This is a genomic window from Microbacterium sp. M1A1_1b (assembly GCF_053345565.1).
The window spans coordinates 111,112-128,853 of record NZ_JBKFAJ010000001.1 but is presented as its reverse complement, the minus strand read 5'-3'; the positions used below and the strand labels follow the sequence as shown (position 1 = coordinate 128,853).

At 71.2% G+C, this 17,742-nt stretch carries 16 protein-coding genes; 1 reads left to right on the top strand and 15 read right to left on the bottom strand.

Annotation, left to right across the window (positions count from 1 at the left end; all coding sequences use genetic code 11):
- Positions 1-3: 3 nt before the first annotated feature.
- From gmk to ACLBWP_RS00525, 11 genes are all read right to left on the bottom strand, one after another.
- On the bottom strand, positions 4-921 hold the full coding sequence (gmk, locus tag ACLBWP_RS00575; protein WP_243562023.1) for a guanylate kinase: 918 nt from the start codon (positions 919-921) through the stop codon (positions 4-6).
- Entirely contained in the window at positions 918-1,811 is an 894-nt protein-coding gene (gene pyrF, locus ACLBWP_RS00570; RefSeq protein ID WP_447653630.1) for an orotidine-5'-phosphate decarboxylase, read from the bottom strand. Before pyrF ends, gmk begins: the two co-directional genes overlap by 4 nt.
- On the bottom strand, positions 1,808-5,101 hold the full coding sequence (gene carB / locus ACLBWP_RS00565; protein ID WP_447653629.1) for a carbamoyl-phosphate synthase large subunit: 3,294 nt from the start codon (positions 5,099-5,101) through the stop codon (positions 1,808-1,810). The genes pyrF and carB overlap by 4 nt, the downstream gene beginning before the upstream one ends.
- The gene (gene carA, locus ACLBWP_RS00560) at positions 5,101-6,300 is read right to left on the bottom strand and encodes a glutamine-hydrolyzing carbamoyl-phosphate synthase small subunit (RefSeq protein WP_243562020.1); all 1,200 of its coding nucleotides are present in this window, start codon (positions 6,298-6,300) and stop codon (positions 5,101-5,103) included. Before carA ends, carB begins: the two co-directional genes overlap by 1 nt.
- A complete protein-coding gene (locus ACLBWP_RS00555; protein WP_447653628.1) occupies positions 6,300-6,842 on the bottom strand; it encodes a PH-like domain-containing protein in 543 nt (180 codons plus the stop codon). The genes carA and ACLBWP_RS00555 overlap by 1 nt, the downstream gene beginning before the upstream one ends.
- The gene (locus ACLBWP_RS00550) at positions 6,839-8,200 is read right to left on the bottom strand and encodes a dihydroorotase (protein WP_447653627.1); all 1,362 of its coding nucleotides are present in this window, start codon (positions 8,198-8,200) and stop codon (positions 6,839-6,841) included. Before ACLBWP_RS00550 ends, ACLBWP_RS00555 begins: the two co-directional genes overlap by 4 nt.
- Positions 8,197-9,177 carry an aspartate carbamoyltransferase catalytic subunit gene (locus tag ACLBWP_RS00545; RefSeq protein ID WP_243562017.1) on the bottom strand — a complete coding sequence of 327 codons (981 nt, stop codon included), beginning with the start codon at positions 9,175-9,177 and terminating at the stop codon, positions 8,197-8,199. The genes ACLBWP_RS00550 and ACLBWP_RS00545 overlap by 4 nt, the downstream gene beginning before the upstream one ends.
- Entirely contained in the window at positions 9,174-9,752 is a 579-nt protein-coding gene (gene pyrR / locus ACLBWP_RS00540) for a bifunctional pyr operon transcriptional regulator/uracil phosphoribosyltransferase PyrR (RefSeq protein ID WP_243562016.1), read from the bottom strand. The genes ACLBWP_RS00545 and pyrR overlap by 4 nt, the downstream gene beginning before the upstream one ends.
- A 58-nt stretch (positions 9,753-9,810) precedes the next feature.
- Complete coding sequence (gene nusB, locus ACLBWP_RS00535; protein WP_447653626.1) at positions 9,811-10,368, bottom strand: transcription antitermination factor NusB; 558 nt, start codon at positions 10,366-10,368, stop codon at positions 9,811-9,813.
- Positions 10,365-10,928, bottom strand: a complete 564-nt coding sequence (gene efp / locus ACLBWP_RS00530; protein ID WP_243562015.1) for an elongation factor P — start codon at positions 10,926-10,928, stop codon at positions 10,365-10,367. Before efp ends, nusB begins: the two co-directional genes overlap by 4 nt.
- 78 nt (positions 10,929-11,006) lie before the next feature.
- A complete protein-coding gene (locus tag ACLBWP_RS00525; RefSeq protein ID WP_447653625.1) occupies positions 11,007-12,698 on the bottom strand; it encodes an ABC1 kinase family protein in 1,692 nt (563 codons plus the stop codon).
- A gap of 432 nt (positions 12,699-13,130) precedes the next feature.
- Here ACLBWP_RS00525 and ACLBWP_RS00520 point away from each other — a divergent pair, with 432 nt between their 5' ends.
- On the top strand, positions 13,131-13,298 hold the full coding sequence (locus tag ACLBWP_RS00520) for a hypothetical protein (RefSeq protein ID WP_447653624.1): 168 nt from the start codon (positions 13,131-13,133) through the stop codon (positions 13,296-13,298).
- A 7-nt stretch (positions 13,299-13,305) separates the two neighbouring features.
- On the opposite strand, the gene aroB is transcribed toward ACLBWP_RS00520, so the two are convergent.
- From aroB to mltG, 4 genes are read right to left on the bottom strand one after another with little or no spacing between them, the layout of a single operon-like run.
- Positions 13,306-14,403, bottom strand: coding sequence for a 3-dehydroquinate synthase (gene aroB / locus ACLBWP_RS00515; RefSeq protein ID WP_447653623.1), 1,098 nt, complete (start codon positions 14,401-14,403; stop codon positions 13,306-13,308).
- 17 nt (positions 14,404-14,420) lie between these two features.
- Positions 14,421-14,942 (bottom strand): shikimate kinase, encoded by a 522-nt coding sequence (locus ACLBWP_RS00510; RefSeq protein WP_447654241.1) that lies wholly within the window; start codon positions 14,940-14,942, stop codon positions 14,421-14,423.
- The gene (gene aroC, locus ACLBWP_RS00505; RefSeq protein WP_447653622.1) at positions 14,936-16,156 is read right to left on the bottom strand and encodes a chorismate synthase; all 1,221 of its coding nucleotides are present in this window, start codon (positions 16,154-16,156) and stop codon (positions 14,936-14,938) included. The genes ACLBWP_RS00510 and aroC overlap by 7 nt, the downstream gene beginning before the upstream one ends.
- Before the next feature lie 55 nt (positions 16,157-16,211).
- A complete protein-coding gene (mltG, locus tag ACLBWP_RS00500) occupies positions 16,212-17,705 on the bottom strand; it encodes an endolytic transglycosylase MltG (RefSeq protein ID WP_447653621.1) in 1,494 nt (497 codons plus the stop codon).
- Positions 17,706-17,742 lie beyond the last annotated feature (37 nt).

The window sequence follows — 17,742 nt, the reverse complement described above, 5'->3', positions numbered from 1 at the left end:
CGGCTAGGGCGCAGTGAACAAGTCTACGACCTGTCGTGCCGCGGTGCCGACATCCGAGTTCACGATCCGCACGTCGAACTCGTCCTGGGCGGCGAGTTCGACCTTGGCCGTCTCGAGCCGACGGGCCTGCTCTTCGCCCGACTCGGTGCCGCGGCCGATGAGCCGCCGCACGAGTTCCTCCCACGTCGGCGGCAGCAGGAACACCAGGACCGCCTCGGGCATGGCGTCGCGGACCTGCCGGGCACCCTGCAGGTCGATCTCGAGCATGACCTTGTCGCCGGCGTCGAGCGCGCGGTCGATCGGCGGGCGGGGCGTGCCGTACCGGTACGAGTTGTGCACGGTCGCCCACTCGAGCAGCTCGCGGTCGCGGATCATCCGGTCGAACTCGGCATCGTCGACGAAGTAGTAGTGCACGCCGTCCACCTCGCCCGGACGGGGCTTCCGGGTGGTGGCCGACACGCTCAGGTTGACGTCCGGGAAGTGCTGCCGGATGTGCGCACTGACCGTGCCCTTGCCGACCGCGGTGGGTCCGGCCAGCACGACGAGCTTCGACGTCCCACGCTTGCCACCCCGGGCGGCCAACCAGTCGGACAGCGCGCCACGCTGTCGGGTTCCCAGCCCACCGAGCCGCTTCGACGGCGCGATCCGGAGCGCGCCCATCACCGTCTCGGCACGCGCCGGACCGATGCCGCTCAGGCTGGTCAACAGGTCACGGACGCGCAGGGTCTTCTCGGCGGTGGCCGTGTCGTCGTCGCTCCATGCAGCACGGGCCACGTCGAGGGCCGAACGCTCTCCCGAGGCGACCTGGGACTTCACCGCGGCCCGGGCGCGTCGCGCTGCCACGGCGGCACGAGCCGCTGCGGCCCGGTCGACCTCGGGCGGGTTGCGGTGGGCGGGCAGGTGCGCGCGGTCGTCGCTCATGCGGCGGATCCGGTGGTCGTGAGTGCGGCGCGGATGCGGTCGGCGCGGTCGGTCACGCGCGCCGTGACACCGTCGGGCCCGTCACCGAGCAGCCCGCGGGACTCGCTGACCAGGACCTGCTCGGCACGCGACCCGTACAGCGCGCGGAGGTCCTCGATCCGGGCACCCTGCGCGCCGAACCCGGGCGCGAGCACGGGTGCCGTCCCGATCTCGTGCTCGTCGATGCCGAAGTCCGTCAGGTCGAGGGTGGCGCCGAGCACGAGCCCGACGTCCCCGATGCGCTGGTCGGCCACGGCCGGGTTGTCGTCTGCCACGTCCAGAACGATACCGGCCGCCACGCTCCGTCCGGCGCGCGGCCCCTCGGTGAGCACGGCCGTCTGCAGCACACGGGCCTCGGCGTTGCTCGTCGCGGCCAGGACGAACACGCCGGCACCGTTGGCACGCGCGACGTCGATCGTCCCGTGCAGCGAGCCGTAGCCCAGGTACGGCGAGACCGTCATCGCGTCGGCCCCGAACGGCCCGTCGCGGTCCAGCCACGCCAGGGCGTAGTCGTCACCGGTGCTGCCGATGTCGCCCCGCTTGACGTCGGCGACGACCAGGAGGCCCGCATCGCGTGCCCGACGGATCGTCGCGTCGAGCGCACGGTAGCCGGCCACCCCCGCGGCCTCGAAGAACGCGACCTGCGGCTTCACCACGGCGGCGCGGCCGACGGCCGCGTCCACCAGCACGCGGCCGAACGCGGTCAGACCGGCTTCGTCACGACCGAGCCCCCACGCCGCCAGGGTGGCGGCATGGGGGTCGATCCCGACGCACAGGGCCGACCGCGACCCGATGGCGGCCGCGAGCCGGACGCCGAACGGTGCCGGGCCTCCCGTCGGGGTGGACGTCACCAGCCCGCCCGCTCGAGCGCGTAGTCCTGCAGGCTGCGGACGCTGTGCGCGGTGCCGATCGTCTCGATCGCCGCGACGGCCGCACCGAGCTGGGCGATCGTCGTGAACAGCGGCTTGTCCGCGGCGACGGTCGCCGCACGGATCTCGTAGCCGTCCGCGCGACCCGACGCGCCGCTCGGCGTGTTGATCACGATGTCGACCTCGTTGCGGGCCAGCAGGTCGACGACGCTCTCGCCGCCCTGGCTGTACTTGCCGACCACGTCGACCAGGATGCCGTTGCGCCGCAGCACCTCGGCCGTGCCCTCGGTCGCGGTGATCGTGAAGCCGAGCTGCTGCAGGCGGTGCACCGGCAGCACGATCGCGCGCTTGTCGGTGTCGGCGACGCTCACGAAGACCGTGCCGCTCGTCGGCAGACCGCCGTACGCCGCGATCTGCGACTTCAGGAACGCCCGCGGGAAGTCACGGTCGATGCCCATGACCTCGCCGGTGGACCGCATCTCCGGGGAGAGCACCGAGTCGACGACCTGGCCCTCGACCGTGCGGAAGCGCCGGAAGGGCAGCACGGCCTCCTTCACGGCGACGGGCGCCTGCGCCGGGACGAAGGCGCCGTCACGCTCGGGCAGCAGCCCCTCGGCGACCAGGGCGTCGACCGAGGTGCCGGTCATGATCCGGGCGGCGGCCTTGGCCAGCGCGATGCCGAGCGCCTTCGAGACGAACGGCACGGTGCGGCTGGCGCGCGGGTTCGCCTCGAGCACGTAGAGCACGCCCGCCGCGATCGCGAACTGCACGTTCAGCAGTCCCCGCACGCCGATGCCACGCGCGATCTTCTCGGTCGCGTCCACGACCGCCTGGATCTCGCCGCGGCCGAGACCGACCGGCGGCAGGGTGCACGAGGAGTCACCGGAGTGGATGCCGGCCTCTTCGATGTGCTCCATGATCCCGCCGATGTACAGACGCTCACCGTCGAACAGGGCGTCGACGTCGATCTCCACCGCGTCGTCGAGGAACCGGTCGACCAGCAGGGGCAGCTCCGGGCCGATGATCGCCTGGTCGGCCATCCGGGCGAAGTAGTCGGCCATCGCGCTCGAGTCGTAGACGATCTCCATGCCGCGGCCACCGAGAACGAACGACGGGCGGACGAGGACCGGGTAGCCGATCCCCTCGGCCACCGCGGTCGCGCTGTCGAGGTCGTGCGCGGTGCCGTTGCGCGGAGCGAGCAGCCCCGCCGCGTCGAGGATGGCGGAGAACTGCCCGCGCTCCTCGGCGGAGTCGATCGCCGTCGGGCTGGTGCCGAGGATCGGGATGCCCGCGGCCTCGAGCGGCTTCGCGAGCCCGAGGGCCGTCTGACCGCCGAGCTGGACGACGACGCCGACCAGCTCGCCGGATGCCGCCTCGGCCTGGATGACCTCGAGGACGTCCTCGGTGGTCAGCGGCTCGAAGTACAGCCGGTCCGAGGTGTCGTAGTCGGTGGAGACCGTCTCGGGGTTGCAGTTGATCATGATCGTCTCGAACCCGGCGTCGCTCAGCGCGAAGGACGCGTGCACGCACGAGTAGTCGAACTCGACACCCTGGCCGATGCGGTTCGGCCCGGAGCCCAGGATGACGACCTTCTTGCGGTCCGACGCAGCGACCTCGGTCTCGGTGTCGTAGGACGAGTAGTGGTACGGCGTCAGGGCCGGGAACTCACCGGCACACGTGTCCACCGTCTTGAACACCGGACGGATGCCCATCTGGTGCCGGGTGTCGCGCACCTGCTGCTGGGTGACCGGCCGGTCGGCGGTGCTGCGCAGCGAGGCGATCTGCACGTCGCTGAAGCCGTGCTCCTTCGCCAAGCGGATCGTGTCCGCGTCGAGCTCGGCGGCGTCCCGGACCTCGGCCGCGACCTCGTTGATCAGCACGATCTGGTCGAGGTACCACGGGTCGATCGCGTTCGCGGCGAAGACCTCTTCCACCGTCGCACCGGCGTACAGGGCCTGCTGCACCGTGACGATGCGCCCATCGGTCGGGACCTTCGACTTCTCGAGCAGGGCGTCCTTGTCGAGCTCGGCCGCCGGGGTGTCCCAGTGGAAGCTCGACCCGCGCTGCTCGAGCGAGCGCAGCGACTTCTGCAGCGCCGTGGTGAAGTTCCGGCCGATGGCCATCGCCTCGCCGACGCTCTTCATCGTGGTGGTCAGGGTGGCGTCGGCGGCGGGGAACTTCTCGAACGCGAACCGTGGGGTCTTCACGACCACGTAGTCGAGCGTCGGCTCGAAGCTCGCCGGGGTCACCCGGGTGATGTCGTTCTGGATCTCGTCCAGCCGGTAGCCGATCGCCAGCTTGGCGGCGATCTTGGCGATCGGGAAGCCCGTCGCCTTCGACGCCAGGGCGCTCGAGCGCGAGACACGCGGGTTCATCTCGATCACGATGATCCGGCCGTTCGACGGGTCCACCGCGAACTGGATGTTGCAGCCACCGGTGTCGACACCGACGCGACGGATGATGTCGATGCCGATGTCGCGCATGTTCTGGTACTCGCGGTCGGTCAGCGTCAGCGCGGGCGCGACGGTGATCGAGTCACCGGTGTGCACGCCGACCGGGTCGACGTTCTCGATCGAGCAGACCACGACGGTGTTGTCGAAGTTGTCGCGCATCAGCTCGAGTTCGTACTCCTTCCACCCCAGGATCGACTCCTCGAGCAGGACCTCGGTCGTCGGACTCGACTGCAGGCCGTCACCGACGAAGCGGACGAGGTCGGCCTCGTTGTACGCGAAGCCCGACCCGAGCCCGCCCATCGTGAAGGACGGACGGACGACCAGCGGGTAGCCGAGGTCCTTCGCGAACTCCTTCGCTTCTTCCAGCGTGTGGGCGATGTGGCTGCGCGCGACGTCGGCACCGGACTCGAGCACGAGTTCCTTGAAGAGCTGGCGGTCCTCGCCGCGCTGGATGGCGTCGACCTTCGCGCCGATGAGCTCGACCCCGTGCTTCGCCAGGATGCCGGCCTCGTCGAGTGCGATCGCCGCGTTGAGTGCGGTCTGGCCACCGAGCGTCGGCAGGATCGCGTCCGGCTGCTCGATGCGGATGATCTCCTCGATCGACGCGTTCGTGATCGGCTCGATGTAGGTGGCGTCGGCGAAGTCCGGGTCGGTCATGATCGTCGCCGGGTTCGGGTTGACCAGGATCACGCGGATGCCCTCGGCACGCAGCACGCGGCAGGCCTGGGTGCCGGAGTAGTCGAACTCGGCGGCCTGACCGATGACGATCGGGCCGGAGCCGATGACCAGGACGGACGAGATGTCGGGGCGCTTGGGCATCAGTTGCCCTCCTTCGTGACGTCGGCGGCGGGGGTGGTGGCGTCGGCGGTTGCGGCATCGAGCCCGGTGCCGTTGCGGCGGGCGAGCACCATGTCGCGGAAGCGGTCGAACAGGTACATGCTGTCGTGCGGTCCGGCGGCGGCCTCGGGGTGGTACTGCACGCTGAACGCGGGGATGTCGAGCGCGCGCAGGCCCTCGACCACGTCGTCGTTGAGCGAGTAGTGCGAGACCTCGACCCGGCCGAAGCCGCTCGGGGACTCGAGGACCTGGCCGACGGGGGCGTCCACCGCGAAGCCGTGGTTCTGGCTCGTGATCTCGACCTTGCCCGTCGTGGTGTCGAGCACCGGCTGGTTGATGCCGCGGTGGCCGAAGGGCAGCTTGTAGGTGCCGAAGCCGAGTGCGCGTCCGAGCAGCTGGTTGCCGAAGCAGATCCCGAAGAACGGACGGCCGTCGCGCAGGCTCTCCTGCAGCAGTTCGACCTGGGCGTCCGAGGCCGCGGGGTCACCGGGGCCGTTCGAGTAGAACAGGGCGTCCGGGTCGAGCTCGCGCAGGCGGTGGATGTCGACGTCCTGCGGCAGGACGTGCACCGCGAAGCCGCGCTGGGCGAGGTACCGCGTGGTCGACGCCTTGACGCCGAGGTCCAGCACCGCCAGCGTGCCGATCTGCTCGCCGACGGCGTCGACGACGTACTCGGTGTCGGTGGACACGGCGGCGGACAGGCTCTGCCCCGCCATGTCGACCTGCTCGCGGACGGCGGCCAGCTGCTCGTCGGCAGGCAACGCCGCGTCGGCCCCGCTGAACACGCCGCCCTTCATCGCGCCAGCGTCGCGGATGCGCCGGGTCACGGCCCGGGTGTCGATGCCGGAGATCCCGACGATGCCGTCACGGACCAGGTGGTCGTCGAGCGACGCGGTGGCGCGGTGGTTGGACACCACGCGGCTGGGGTCGCGGACGACGTACCCGGCGACCCAGATGCGGCGGGACTCCGGGTCCTCGTCGTTCACACCCGTGTTGCCGATGTGCGGCGCGGTCTGCACCACGATCTGCCCGGCGTAGGACGGGTCGGTCAGGGTCTCCTGGTAGCCGGTCATCCCGGTCGCGAACACCACCTCGCCGAGGGTGCGTCCGCGGGCGCCGTAGGCCCAGCCGTCGTGTCGGGTGCCGTCCTCGAGGACCAGCACGGCCCGTTCGCGTGTCATCAGTTCGTCCCTTCGCCCGCGGTGTGCGGGTGGTTGTGCTTCGTCGACAGTTCCTGCAGGGCGACGAGCGGTGCTCGGTCGTCCTCGGGGAACCGGAAGTAGGTGTCGAGGTCCGTCGCACCTGCGGCGCCGGTCGCCGTCCATCGCAGACGGACCAGTCCCCCGGGCTCGACCACCCGGTCGATGGCCCACGTGGCGCGGTCGGCACCGCGCAGGTGGTCGGCGGCGACCCAGCGGTCGTCCGCTCCGGCGAGGTGCAGCGCGACGCCGTCCGTGTACACCGTCACGCCGCCGCGGCCGCGGAACCCGAGCCCGCCGGCCGTGATCCGTTCGAGGGGTTCGTCGGCGCGGGTCGTCGCGACGGAGAACCCGTCCCACGATCCGACCAGCGTCCCGGGGTCGTCCGGCACACGGACGGGAGGCACGGCTTCCGTCTGCTTCCTGGCGCGCGTCCGCCAGGTGCGCGCCATGGCGACGAACAGCGCGACCACGGCGAGCAGGATCACCACGCCGAGCAGCCAGCGTGCCGTGTCACCGCTCATGCGGGCACCTGCTCGGAGCGGGCCGCCACGGCGTGTGCGGCGACGGTCTCGGCGTCGAGCAGTGCGCCGTCGAGCACGGTCGGGTACCCCTGGTGGAAGGTCGCGACGACCCGACCGGGCAACGGCATCCCCAGGTAGGGCGAGTTCTGCGACTGGCCGGCCAGGTCGGCGACGCTGAACGTGCGCGTGGCGGCCGGGTCGTACAGCGTGAGCTCGGCCGGAGCTCCGGCAGCGATGGCCTGCCCGTGACCGGCGACCTGTCCGATGCGGGCGGGAGCGCTCGACAGCACGCGCGCCACGTCGGCCCAGTCCAGCAGCCCGGGCTCGACGACCGCGGCGTGCACGACGCTCAGCGCGGACTCGAGCCCGACCATGCCGTTCGCCGCCGCGGGCCACTCGCAGCACTTGGCTTCGGACGTGTGCGGGGCGTGGTCGGTGGCGACGATGTCGATCGTGCCGTCGGCGAGTGCCGCGCGCAGGGCGTCCACGTCCTCGCGGGCACGGAGCGGCGGGTTCACCTTGTACCGGGCGTCGTACCCGGCGGCACCGTCGACCCCGGCGATCAGGTCCTCGGTCAGCACGAGGTGGTGCGGGGTCACCTCGGCCGTGACGTCGATGCCGCGGGACTTGGCCCAGCGGATGACCTCGACGCTGCCGGCCGTCGAGACGTGGCAGACGTGCAGCCGGGCGCCCACGTGGTCGGCGAGCAGCACGTCGCGGGCGATGATCGCCTCTTCGGCCACGGCCGGCCACCCGGCCAGGCCGAGTTCGGCGGACAGGCGGCCCTCGTTCATCTGCGCGCCGATGGTCAGCCGGGGCTCCTGTGCGTGCTGCGCGAGGACCCCGCCGAAGCCCTTGACGTACTCGAGCGCGCGGCGCATCAGCAGCGGGTCGGACACGCACGACCCGTCGTCGGAGAACACCCGGACCCGGGCGCGCGAGGTCGCCATCGCGCCGATCTCGGACAGGTGTGTTCCCCGCAGTCCCTGCGAGACCGCGCCGATCGGCCGGACGGTGACGTAGCCGGCATCCTCGCCCAGGGCCTGCACCTGCTCGACGACCCCGGCCGTGTCGGCCACGGGGCTGGAGTTCGCCATCGCGTTGACGGCGGTGAAGCCGCCGACGGCCGCGGCACGCGAGCCGGAGAGCACCGTCTCGGACTCCTCGGCACCGGGCTCGCGCAGATGGGTGTGCAGGTCCACGAGACCGGGCAGGGCGATCAGGCCGTCCGCGTCCACGATCGTGGCGCCGGCCGCGTCGAGACCGGACCCGACCGCTCGGATCACCCGGCCCTCCAGACGGATGTCGGCACGCGAGCCGTCGACGAGCTGCGCGCCGCGGATGAGGTGGGTGGTCATGCGACGGACTCCTTCGTGTCGTTCCCGGTCGGCTTCGTGTCGTTCCCGGTCAGCGCCAGGTACAGGACGGCCATGCGGACGCTGACGCCGTTCGCGACCTGCTCGACGACCGTGGAGCGGGGGTCGTCCGCGGCGACGCCGGCGATCTCGAGCCCGCGGTTCATCGGTCCCGGGTGCATGATCAGCGTGCGCTCCGACAGTCGTGCGGCGCGGGACGCCGTCAGCCCGAAGTGGCGGGTGTACTCGCGCTCGTTCGGGAAGAACGCGTCGTGCATCCGCTCCTGCTGGATCCGGAGCGTCATCACGACGTCCGGGTCCTCGGCCAGTGCCGCGTCGAGATCGTGGTGCACCGCGGCGCCGAACGGCCGGTCGACCGCGGGCAGCAGCGTCGGGGGCGCGACGAACGTGACGTGTGCGCCGAGCGTGCGGAGCAGCCAGGCGTTGCTGCGGGCGACGCGGCTGTGCAGCACGTCGCCGACGATCAGGACCCGCACACCGTCGAGTCCCTGGCCCCGCGAGTCGGTGCCGTGCAGGCGGCGACGCATCGTGAAGGCGTCGAGGAGCGCCTGGGTGGGGTGCTCGTGCGTGCCGTCGCCGGCGTTCACCACGGGGACGTCGATCCAGTCCGCGTCCGCCAGCACCCGCGGGGCGCCCGACGCACCGTGGCGCATCACGATCCCGTCGATGCCCATCGCGCCGAGCGTCTGCACGGTGTCCTTGAGCGACTCGCCCTTCGAGACGCTCGAGCCCTTCGCGGCGAAGTTGATGACGTCGGCGGACAGGCGCTTGGCGGCGGCCTCGAACGAGATGCGCGTGCGCGTGGAGTCCTCGAAGAACAGGTTGACGACGGTCTTGCCGCGCAGGGCCGGCAGCTTGCGGACCTCGCGCTGGTTCACCTCGGCCATCTCCTCGGCGACGTCGAGGATGTGCACCGCGTCGGCACGGGACAGGTCGGCGGTGGAGAGCAGGTGCTTCATGCGCCGGTCCCCCGCTCGGTCTGCTCGATCACGACTTCGTCGGTGCCGTCGGTCTCGGTCAGCCGGAGCGTGACCCGCTCGTCGGACGCCGTCGGCAGGTTCTTGCCGACGTGGTCGGCGCGGATCGGGAGTTCGCGGTGCCCGCGGTCGACCAGGACCGCGAGCCGGACGGCCCGGGGGCGACCGATGCCCTGTAGGGCGTCGAGCGCTGCCCGGACGGTGCGGCCCGAGTACAGCACGTCGTCGACGAGCACGACGACCTTGCCGTCGATGCCACCGGCCGGGATCGTGGTGCGGTGCGGTGCGCGACCGATGCCGTGGCCCAGGTCGTCGCGGTGCATCGTGACGTCGAGTGCGCCCACCCGCTCGGTGCCGATGCCACCGCGGGCCGAGGCCCACTCGGGCTCGATGTCGGCCAGGATGCGGCCGAGTCGCTCGGCCAGGACGGCACCGCGGGTCGGGATGCCGAGCAGCACCAGGTCCGAGCCACCGTGGTTGGCTTCGAGGACCTCGTGCGCGATGCGTGTCAGAGCACGCGTGATGTCGGACTGCTGCAGGACCGTTCTGGTACCCACGCCGACCTCCTTCCCCGCCTCTCAGGACGGCATTTAAAGGATGCTGACGTGCTCAACCCTAGCGGGACTCCGGGTCTCCTGCGACCGTCCGACCGGACGGTCCGTGGTCGTCGTCGGCGGCGGTGTCGTGCTCGCCGTCGGCGGGCCCTCGCCCGCCGTCCGGACCTCGCCCGCCGCCGGCTGCACCGCGCTCGCCGCCGGCCCGCTCTCGCCCGCCCGCGACGGCGCCGAGCACGCCGTTGACGAACCCGGCGGATTCTTCGGTCGACAGCGACTGGGCCAGCTCGACCGCCTCGGAGATCGCCACGGCGTCGGGGACCTCGGCGTTGAACCGGAGCTCCCACACGCCCATGCGCAGGATGCACCGGTCGAGCACCGGCATGCGCGGGATCGACCAGCCCTGGGCGTGGTCCACGATGACGGCGTCGATCTCGGCACGGGCCTCGTCGATTCCGGTCACGACCTGTCGGGCGTAGTCCCAGCTGGACGCACGCTCGGGCTGGTCGAGGTGGCGGACCGTCTCGGTCGCCAGGACGTCGGCGATCGGCAGCTCACGCACCTCGGCCACGTAGAGCATGTCGAGCGCGCGCTTGCGGGCCTTGGAGCGAGCGCTCATTCGTTGACGCGGCCCAGGTAGTTGCCGTCACGCGTGTCGATCTTCACCTTGGTGTCGGTCTCCAGGTACAGCGGGACCTGGATCTGGTACCCGGTCGCCTTGATCGTCGCGGGCTTGGTGCCACCCGACGAACGGTCGCCCTGCAGACCCGGCTCGGTCTCGATCTCGGTGACGATCGACGTCGGCAGCTCGACGTACAGCGGGTTGCCCTCGTTCATCGCGATGGTGACCATCGCGGACTCGAGCAGGAAGTTCTTGGCGTCGCCGACGACCGTCGCGGGGACCGGGATCTGGTCGTAGGTGTCGGTGTCCATGAACACGTACGAGTCGCCGTCCTCGTAGAGGAACTGGTAGTCGCGGCGGTCCACCGTGGCGGTCTCGATCTTGGCGCCGGCGTTGAAGGTGCGGTCGACGACCTTGCCGGAGACGACGTTCTTCAGCTTGGTGCGGACGAACGCACCACCCTTGCCGGGCTTGACGTGCTGGAACTCGACGACCGACCAGAGCTGCCGTTCGATGATGAGAACTGCGCCGTTCTTGATGTCAGTGGTACTGGCCATGGGTGTCGATGTCCAATTCGTGTTGAGGAATGAAGGTGTGCCGGCCGCCGGGGCCCCGGACGAGTGTAGCCGACCGTGTCAGTCGCGCCGTCGAGCCCGCCAGGCGTCGATCGCTGCCCACCCGAGCAGCACGACCGTCGCGCCGCCGAGCAGTCCGCCCGCCGCCGCCGTGCTGAGCACCGCGGTGGGACGACTCGGCATCGTCAGGTAGACGAGCGACAGGATCCCCGCGCCGGAGCCGAGCAGCACGAGCAGGATCCGCCGGATCATGCCCGAGACCGTCCGTCGGTCGCGCTGGTCGGCGAGCAGTCGGATGTTCACCGACAGGCGGTTCTGCTCGATCGCTTCGCCGATGCGGTCGACTCGTCGTGGCAGACGGCGCACCGTCGACACCAGGCCGAACAGCTCGCGCGCGGCGATGCCCCCCAGGACGTTCGGCCGCAGCTGGTCGCGGATCTGCTCGGTCGCCAGGTTGCGCGACTCGTCGAGCAGGTCGAACGACGGCAGCAGCGTGCGGAGCGTGCCCTCGAAGATGGCCAGTGCGCGGGCGGCGGCGACGAAGTCCGGCGGGGGCTTCAGGCGGTAGCGGCCGAACACCTCGACCGCGTCGTCGACGGTCTGCACACCGATGCGGGCGCCCGGGCCGAGCTCGTCCGCGACGAACCGTGCGATGTCACGGCGGAAGTCGGCTTCGTCCTCGGCGCGTCGCACCGGCGCCATGCGCAGCACGGCGTCCGCGATGCGTGTGGTGTCGTTCTGGATGTAGGCCGCGACGAGCTCCTGCACGACGTCGCGCAGGGTCGGGTCGAGTCGTCCCACAGAACCGAAGTCGATGAGCGCGGGTCGGCCGTCGGGCAGCAGCAGGACGTTCCCCGGGTGCAGGTCGCCGTGGTAGATCCCGTCGAACACGACCTGCCGCAGGAACGCCCGCAGGATGGCCCGCATCGGTCCGTCCAGGTCGCGGTCGGCCCGGGACGCGCGGATCGCGCTCAGCGTGTCGCCCTCCAGGAACTCCATCACGAGCACCCGACGCCCGGACAGCTCGGGGTAGGACCCGGGGAACCGGACCTCGTCCGGACGGGCACTGCGTTCCTGGGCCGCGCGCAGGGTCTCGAGGTTCCGCAGCTCGGACCGGAAGTCCACCTGCCGGATCAGGTCGTCGGCGTACTGCTGCGCGACGTCCCGCACGCCCACCTGTCGGGCCTCGGCCGAGGTGCGCGCCATGAACGTGACCACCCGCAACGCGATGTCGACGTCACGACGGACGGCGTCGTCGATGCCCGGACGCTGCACCTTGACCGCGACCGCCGTGCCGTCGTGCAGCCGTGCCCGGTGGACCTGCGCGATGGACGCCGCGGCGACGGGCGTCGTGTCGAAGGACTGGAAGAGCTCGTCGACGGGCGCGTGCAGCTCGTTGGCCAGGAGTTCGGCGACCTCGGCCGGGTCGGCCGGCGTGACGCCTTCCTGCAACGAGGCCAGACCGTCGGTCCACTCGTCGGGAAGCAGGTCGTCCCGCGTGGACAGCAGCTGCCCCATCTTGACGAACCCGCCCCCGGCTTCCTCGAGCGCCAGCCGCAGGTGTTCGGCCTGGCTGCGACGCTTGTCGGAGGTCTCCGGGTCGCGCGTGAAGTCGAGTCGGCGGAAGGGCACGAGGCCGTGTCGGCGGGCGATGGACAGCAGTTCGGCGAAGCGGCGCGCGCGGGTCCGGAGGGTTCCTGCGTCGACGGCCTGTCCGCCGCCGAGGTCGCTCAGGCGGGGAGGAGTGGGCACCGGTCCAGCATGCTCCCCTGGCCTGGGCTTCCGCAGACGACTCCTCCACAGGCCGGGAGGCCCGGCTCGTCACCCACAGTCGGGCCCTGCCCCGGCAGGTGGGCGCGACCGCCGCGGCAGGCTGGCCCCCATGGACACAGCACTGATCGCCGCGTGCATCGCAGCTGCGGCCGCGGTCTTCGCGGCGCTCATGAGTTGGGTCGCTGCCCGACAGTCCCGACGATCGAACGATCGCGCACATGCGTGGACACGGATCACGTGGGCTGTTCACGTCCGACCAGGAAGTCCGGAGTACGACATCTCGAGAACTGTGCTCCGCCAGCTCCACAACCTACCGTGGGCGCCGGAGGACGACCGTGAACTCGCCAAGACGCTGGCTGATCGCATCGTGCTCGAGCCCGCGCCACCACCCCTCGCAGAAGGAGACCGCACATGCTGAACCGGAGACCGCTGGTCGTGCCCACCGACGAGTTCGAGCGAGCCGCCTTCCAGAACGGGGCCACCCCCGAGGAGTGGACCGAGTTCGACAGGACGAACATCATCACCGTGTCGATGCGCGTCAAGTGGTGGTGGCGACGGACGTTGCGGGTGCTGCGCTAGGAAGGGGCTAGACGCCGACCTCCTGGTAGGCGGTGAACAGCAGGTGGTCCTCGGGCCCCTCGAGCGTCACGGGCTTGCCGACCCCGTCGAGCACGATGAACCGCAGCATGCCGGCCCGGGCCTTCTTGTCGCGGCGCATCGTCGCCAGCAGCGACTGCCAGCGTCCGAGCGGGTACGTCGTGGGCAGCGACAGCGAGTCGAGGATCGCCCGGTGCCGGTCCACGGTCGCGTCGTCCAGGTGCCCGGTCAGTCGGGCGAGCTCGGCGGCGAAGACCATGCCCACCGACACGGCCGCCCCGTGCCGCCACTGGTACCGCTCGGCGTGCTCGATCGCGTGCCCCAGGGTGTGCCCGTAGTTCAGGACCTCGCGGCGGCCCTGCTCGGTGAAGTCATCCGACACCACCTGGGCCTTGAGCTCGATCGCGAGCTCGACGACCCGTCGGAACTCCGGCGTCGTCGGGTCCGTCGCACGCTCGACGTCGGCCTCGATGACGTCGAGGATCTCGGGCACGGCGATGAACCCGGCCTTGACGATCTCGGCGAAGCCCGTCAGCACGTCGTTGCGCGGCAGCGACCGGACCAGATCCAGGTCCGCGACGACCGCACGGGGGGCCCAGAAGGCGCCGACCAGGTTCTTGCCCTCGTTCGTGTTGATGCCGGTCTTGCCGCCGACGCTGGCGTCCACCATGCCGAGCACGCTCGTCGGGATCGCGACGTACGGCACCCCGCGCAGCCAGGTCGCCGCGACGAAGCCGGCCAGGTCGGTGACGGCCCCGCCGCCGAGCCCGATGACGGCGTCGGTGCGCGTGAAGTCCGACTGCCCCATCACCTGCCAGCAGAACGCGGCGACCTCGACCCGCTTGGCCGCTTCGGCATCGGGGACCTCGGCGATGAGCGCCTGGAGGCCGGCGTCCACCAGCAGCACGCGCAGCTGTTCGGCGCGCGCGCCGAGGGTCGGAGCGTGCACGATGAGCACCTTGGCGACCCGCGGGCCGAGCAACGCCGGCACGGAGCCGAGCAGCCCGTTGCCGACCGCGACGACGTAGCCGTCGTCGCCGCCGACGCGGATCTCGGTGGTGCCCTCGGGCAGGGTCGACTCGGTCACGGTGCTCCTCGTGGTGTTCAGTGTGCGGACTGCAGCCAGCGCAGGACGTCGTCGACGACGTGCGACATCGGCCGCCGCGAGGTGTCCACGACGGTGTGCGCGAGTGCTGCGTAGGTGGCGGCGCGTTCGTCCATGATGGTCTGCCAGGCGTCGATGCCACCGGACGCCAGCAGCGGTCGGTCGGATCCGTTGATGCGCTCGGCGACGGCCTCGGGTGAGACGGTCAGCAGGACGATGCGTGCTCCGGTCAGGGCGTCCCGGGTGGCGGCGTGCGTGACCGCTCCCCCGCCGACGGCGATCACGCCACCGGTCGCCAGGGCCTTGCGCACCGCCTCGGCCTCGAGCTCCCGGAACGCGGGTTCACCGCGACCGGCGAAGATCGCCGGGATCGGGCCGTGCTCGCGCACGATGACGCGGTCGGTGTCCGTGAACGGCACACCGAGTCGCCGCGCGACGCGCTTGCCGACGGTCGACTTGCCCGCCCCCATCGGTCCGATGAGCAAGACGGGCGCGGCGGCCGGTTCGGCGACGTTCACCAGGCCGTGGAGTGTGCTGCCGGCTCGGTGCGACGGGAGCGCAGGGTCTCCGGGATCGATGCCAGGTAGGACTCGAGGTTGCGCTTGGTCTCGGCGACGTTGTCTCCGCCGAACTTCTCGAGCACGGCGTCGGCGAGCGTGAGCGCGACCATGGCCTCGGCGACGACGCCGGACGCCGGCACGGCGCAGACGTCCGAGCGCTGGTGGTGGGCCGACGCGTCTTCGCCGGTGGCGACGTCGATGGTGTGCAGGGCGTGCGGGATGGTCGCGATCGGCTTCATCGCGGCGCGCACGCGCAGCACGGTTCCGGTCGACATGCCGCCCTCGGTCCCGCCCGCACGGTCGCTCGTCCGGATGATCTCGCCGTCCTCGCGGTACAGCTCGTCGTGCGCTTCGGAGCCCCGGCGACCGGCGGTCTGGAAGCCGTCGCCGACCTCGACGCCCTTGATCGCCTGGATCCCCATGATCGCCGCCGCGAGTCGCGCGTCGAGACGGCGGTCCCAGTGCACGTGCGAGCCGAGCCCGGGCGGGACGCCGTAGAACAGGACCTCGACCACACCACCCAGGGTGTCGCCGTCCTTCTTGGCGGCTTCGACCTCGGTCACCATGCGCGCCGAGGTGTCGGCGTCGAAGCACCGCAGCTGGTCCTCGTCGAGCCGGTCGACGTCGTCGGGCTGCGGCAGCGCCGTGCCGTCCGGAACCCGGACCGTACCGACCTGCAGCGTGTGCGCGACCGACCGCATGCCGAGCTCGGCCAGGAAGGCCTTGGCGACGGCGCCGAGGGCGACGCGCGCGGCGGTCTCGCGAGCCGACGCACGCTCGAGGATCGGACGGGCCTCGTCGAAGCCGTACTTCTGCATGCCGACCAGGTCGGCGTGGCCCGGGCGGGGCCGGGTCAGCGGGGCGCTGCGGCCGCGCGACAGCTCTGTCTCCTCGACGGGCTCCGGGTTCATCACCTCGACCCACTTGGGCCACTCGGTGTTGCCGATGCGGATCGCGATCGGGCTGCCCAAGGAGTAACCGTGGCGGACGCCGCCGGACACGTGCAGTTCGTCCTGCTCGAACTTCATGCGGGAGCCGCGACCGTACCCGAGCTTGCGCCGTGCGAGGTCGGTGCGGATGGACTCGAACGACACGGGGACGCCGGCCGGCAGGCCCTCGAGCATCGCGATCAGTTCGGGTCCGTGGGACTCACCTGCGGTCAACCAACGAAGCATGGTCCCATCCTCCCACAGGCGTCGTGCGTGCGACGCCTGTGGGAGGAGCGGCCGCCTACTGGTAGGACGGGTGCGCGCGGAGCCAGGCCTGGAACTGCTTGACGGCGTCCTGGTGCTGCGCGTAGGTGTCCGAGAACACCGTCTCCCCGGATTCCAGGTCGACCGTCACGAAGTACAGCCAGTTGCCCGTCGCCGGCTGGGTCACGGCCTTGATCGCGATGTCGCCCGGGTTCGAGATCGGCCCCGGGGGCAGCCCGTCGTGCACGTAGGTGTTGTACTTGTTGGACGCGTCCTGGCGCTCGGCGTCGGTGGTCGTCACCCGGTGCGTGTTGCCGGTGCCGTACGCCACCGTGGCGTCCGACTGCAGCTTCATGCCCTGGTCGAGACGGTTCTGGAACACCCGCGCGACCTTCGGGTAGTCCGCCGCCAGGCCGGCTTCCTTCTGCACGAGCGACGCGAACACGATGACGTGCTCCTGGTCCGCTTCCGCGACGCCGGCGTCCTTCAGGTGCTGCTTCATGGTGTCGACCATCGACTGGAAGTACTGCTTGGCCGTCCAGCCCGGGTTGATCGGGTACGTGGCGGGGAACAACCAGCCCTCGAGCGACGTGACACCGCTCGGCAGTCCGTACGCCGAAACGTCCTGGGCCGCCGCCGAGACCTGCGCCTGGGACAGCCCGGCCTTCGAGACCATGCCGGCCTCGATGTCCTTGAGCACGGTGCCCTCGGGGATGACGATCGAGGCGGTGACCTTGTTGGCCTTGTCCTGCAGTGCGGCGAGGGCGGCCTTGGAGCTCATGTGCTTCTTGAGCGCGTACGAACCGGGCTGGAACTGCACGTCGCTCGACGTCAGCAGCAGCTTGTAGAACGCGGTCGAGGTCTTCACGACACCGCTGCGCTGCAGGGTCTTGGCGACGTCCTCGCCGATGTCACCCTGCTTGATCGTGATCGTCACCTTCGACGTGCCCGACCCGGTGTAGTCGTCCGACTCCTGTGCACCGGTGATGGCCCCGATGACCTGCTGCACCTTCGGCGCGGCGAAGGCGTACGCACCGACGCCGGCCGCGATCACGAGGGCGACGATGACGATCCCGGCGATGAGTCCGCCGCGCGAGCGTCGGCGCGGCTCACGTGGCGGTCGGGAGGATCCCCCGCCGCCGCCACGGCGCCCACGTCCGCCGCCTCCCGCGGCGCCACCGCCGTCGGCCGGCCCGCCACCGGCGGGCGCCTCCTGCAGGAGCGCGTGCACCTCGGGGTGGAGCTCGTCTGCGGAACGGGCGACGGGCGCGTCAGCGGGACTGGCCGGTGCCGTGCGGGCCGGACGGTCCGCGCTGTCCTGCGCCGTGGACCCGGGTACCGGGGCCGACGCTGCAGCCCGAGCACGGGCCTCCCGTCGGGAGAGTGGCTGGACGGCCGCTCCGTCGTCCGCCGGGGTGGTCGGGGACCGGTCGTCGTGGTCGTCGGATCTGCCGTCGACAGCGCGCTTGCCCTGTCGTTCGGCGTCGTTGCCGGAGGCGATGATCGCGTTCCAGTCCAGGTCGTCTGCCAACGGTCCTCGGTCTCTTCGGTGCGGACTCCGCGGCGGC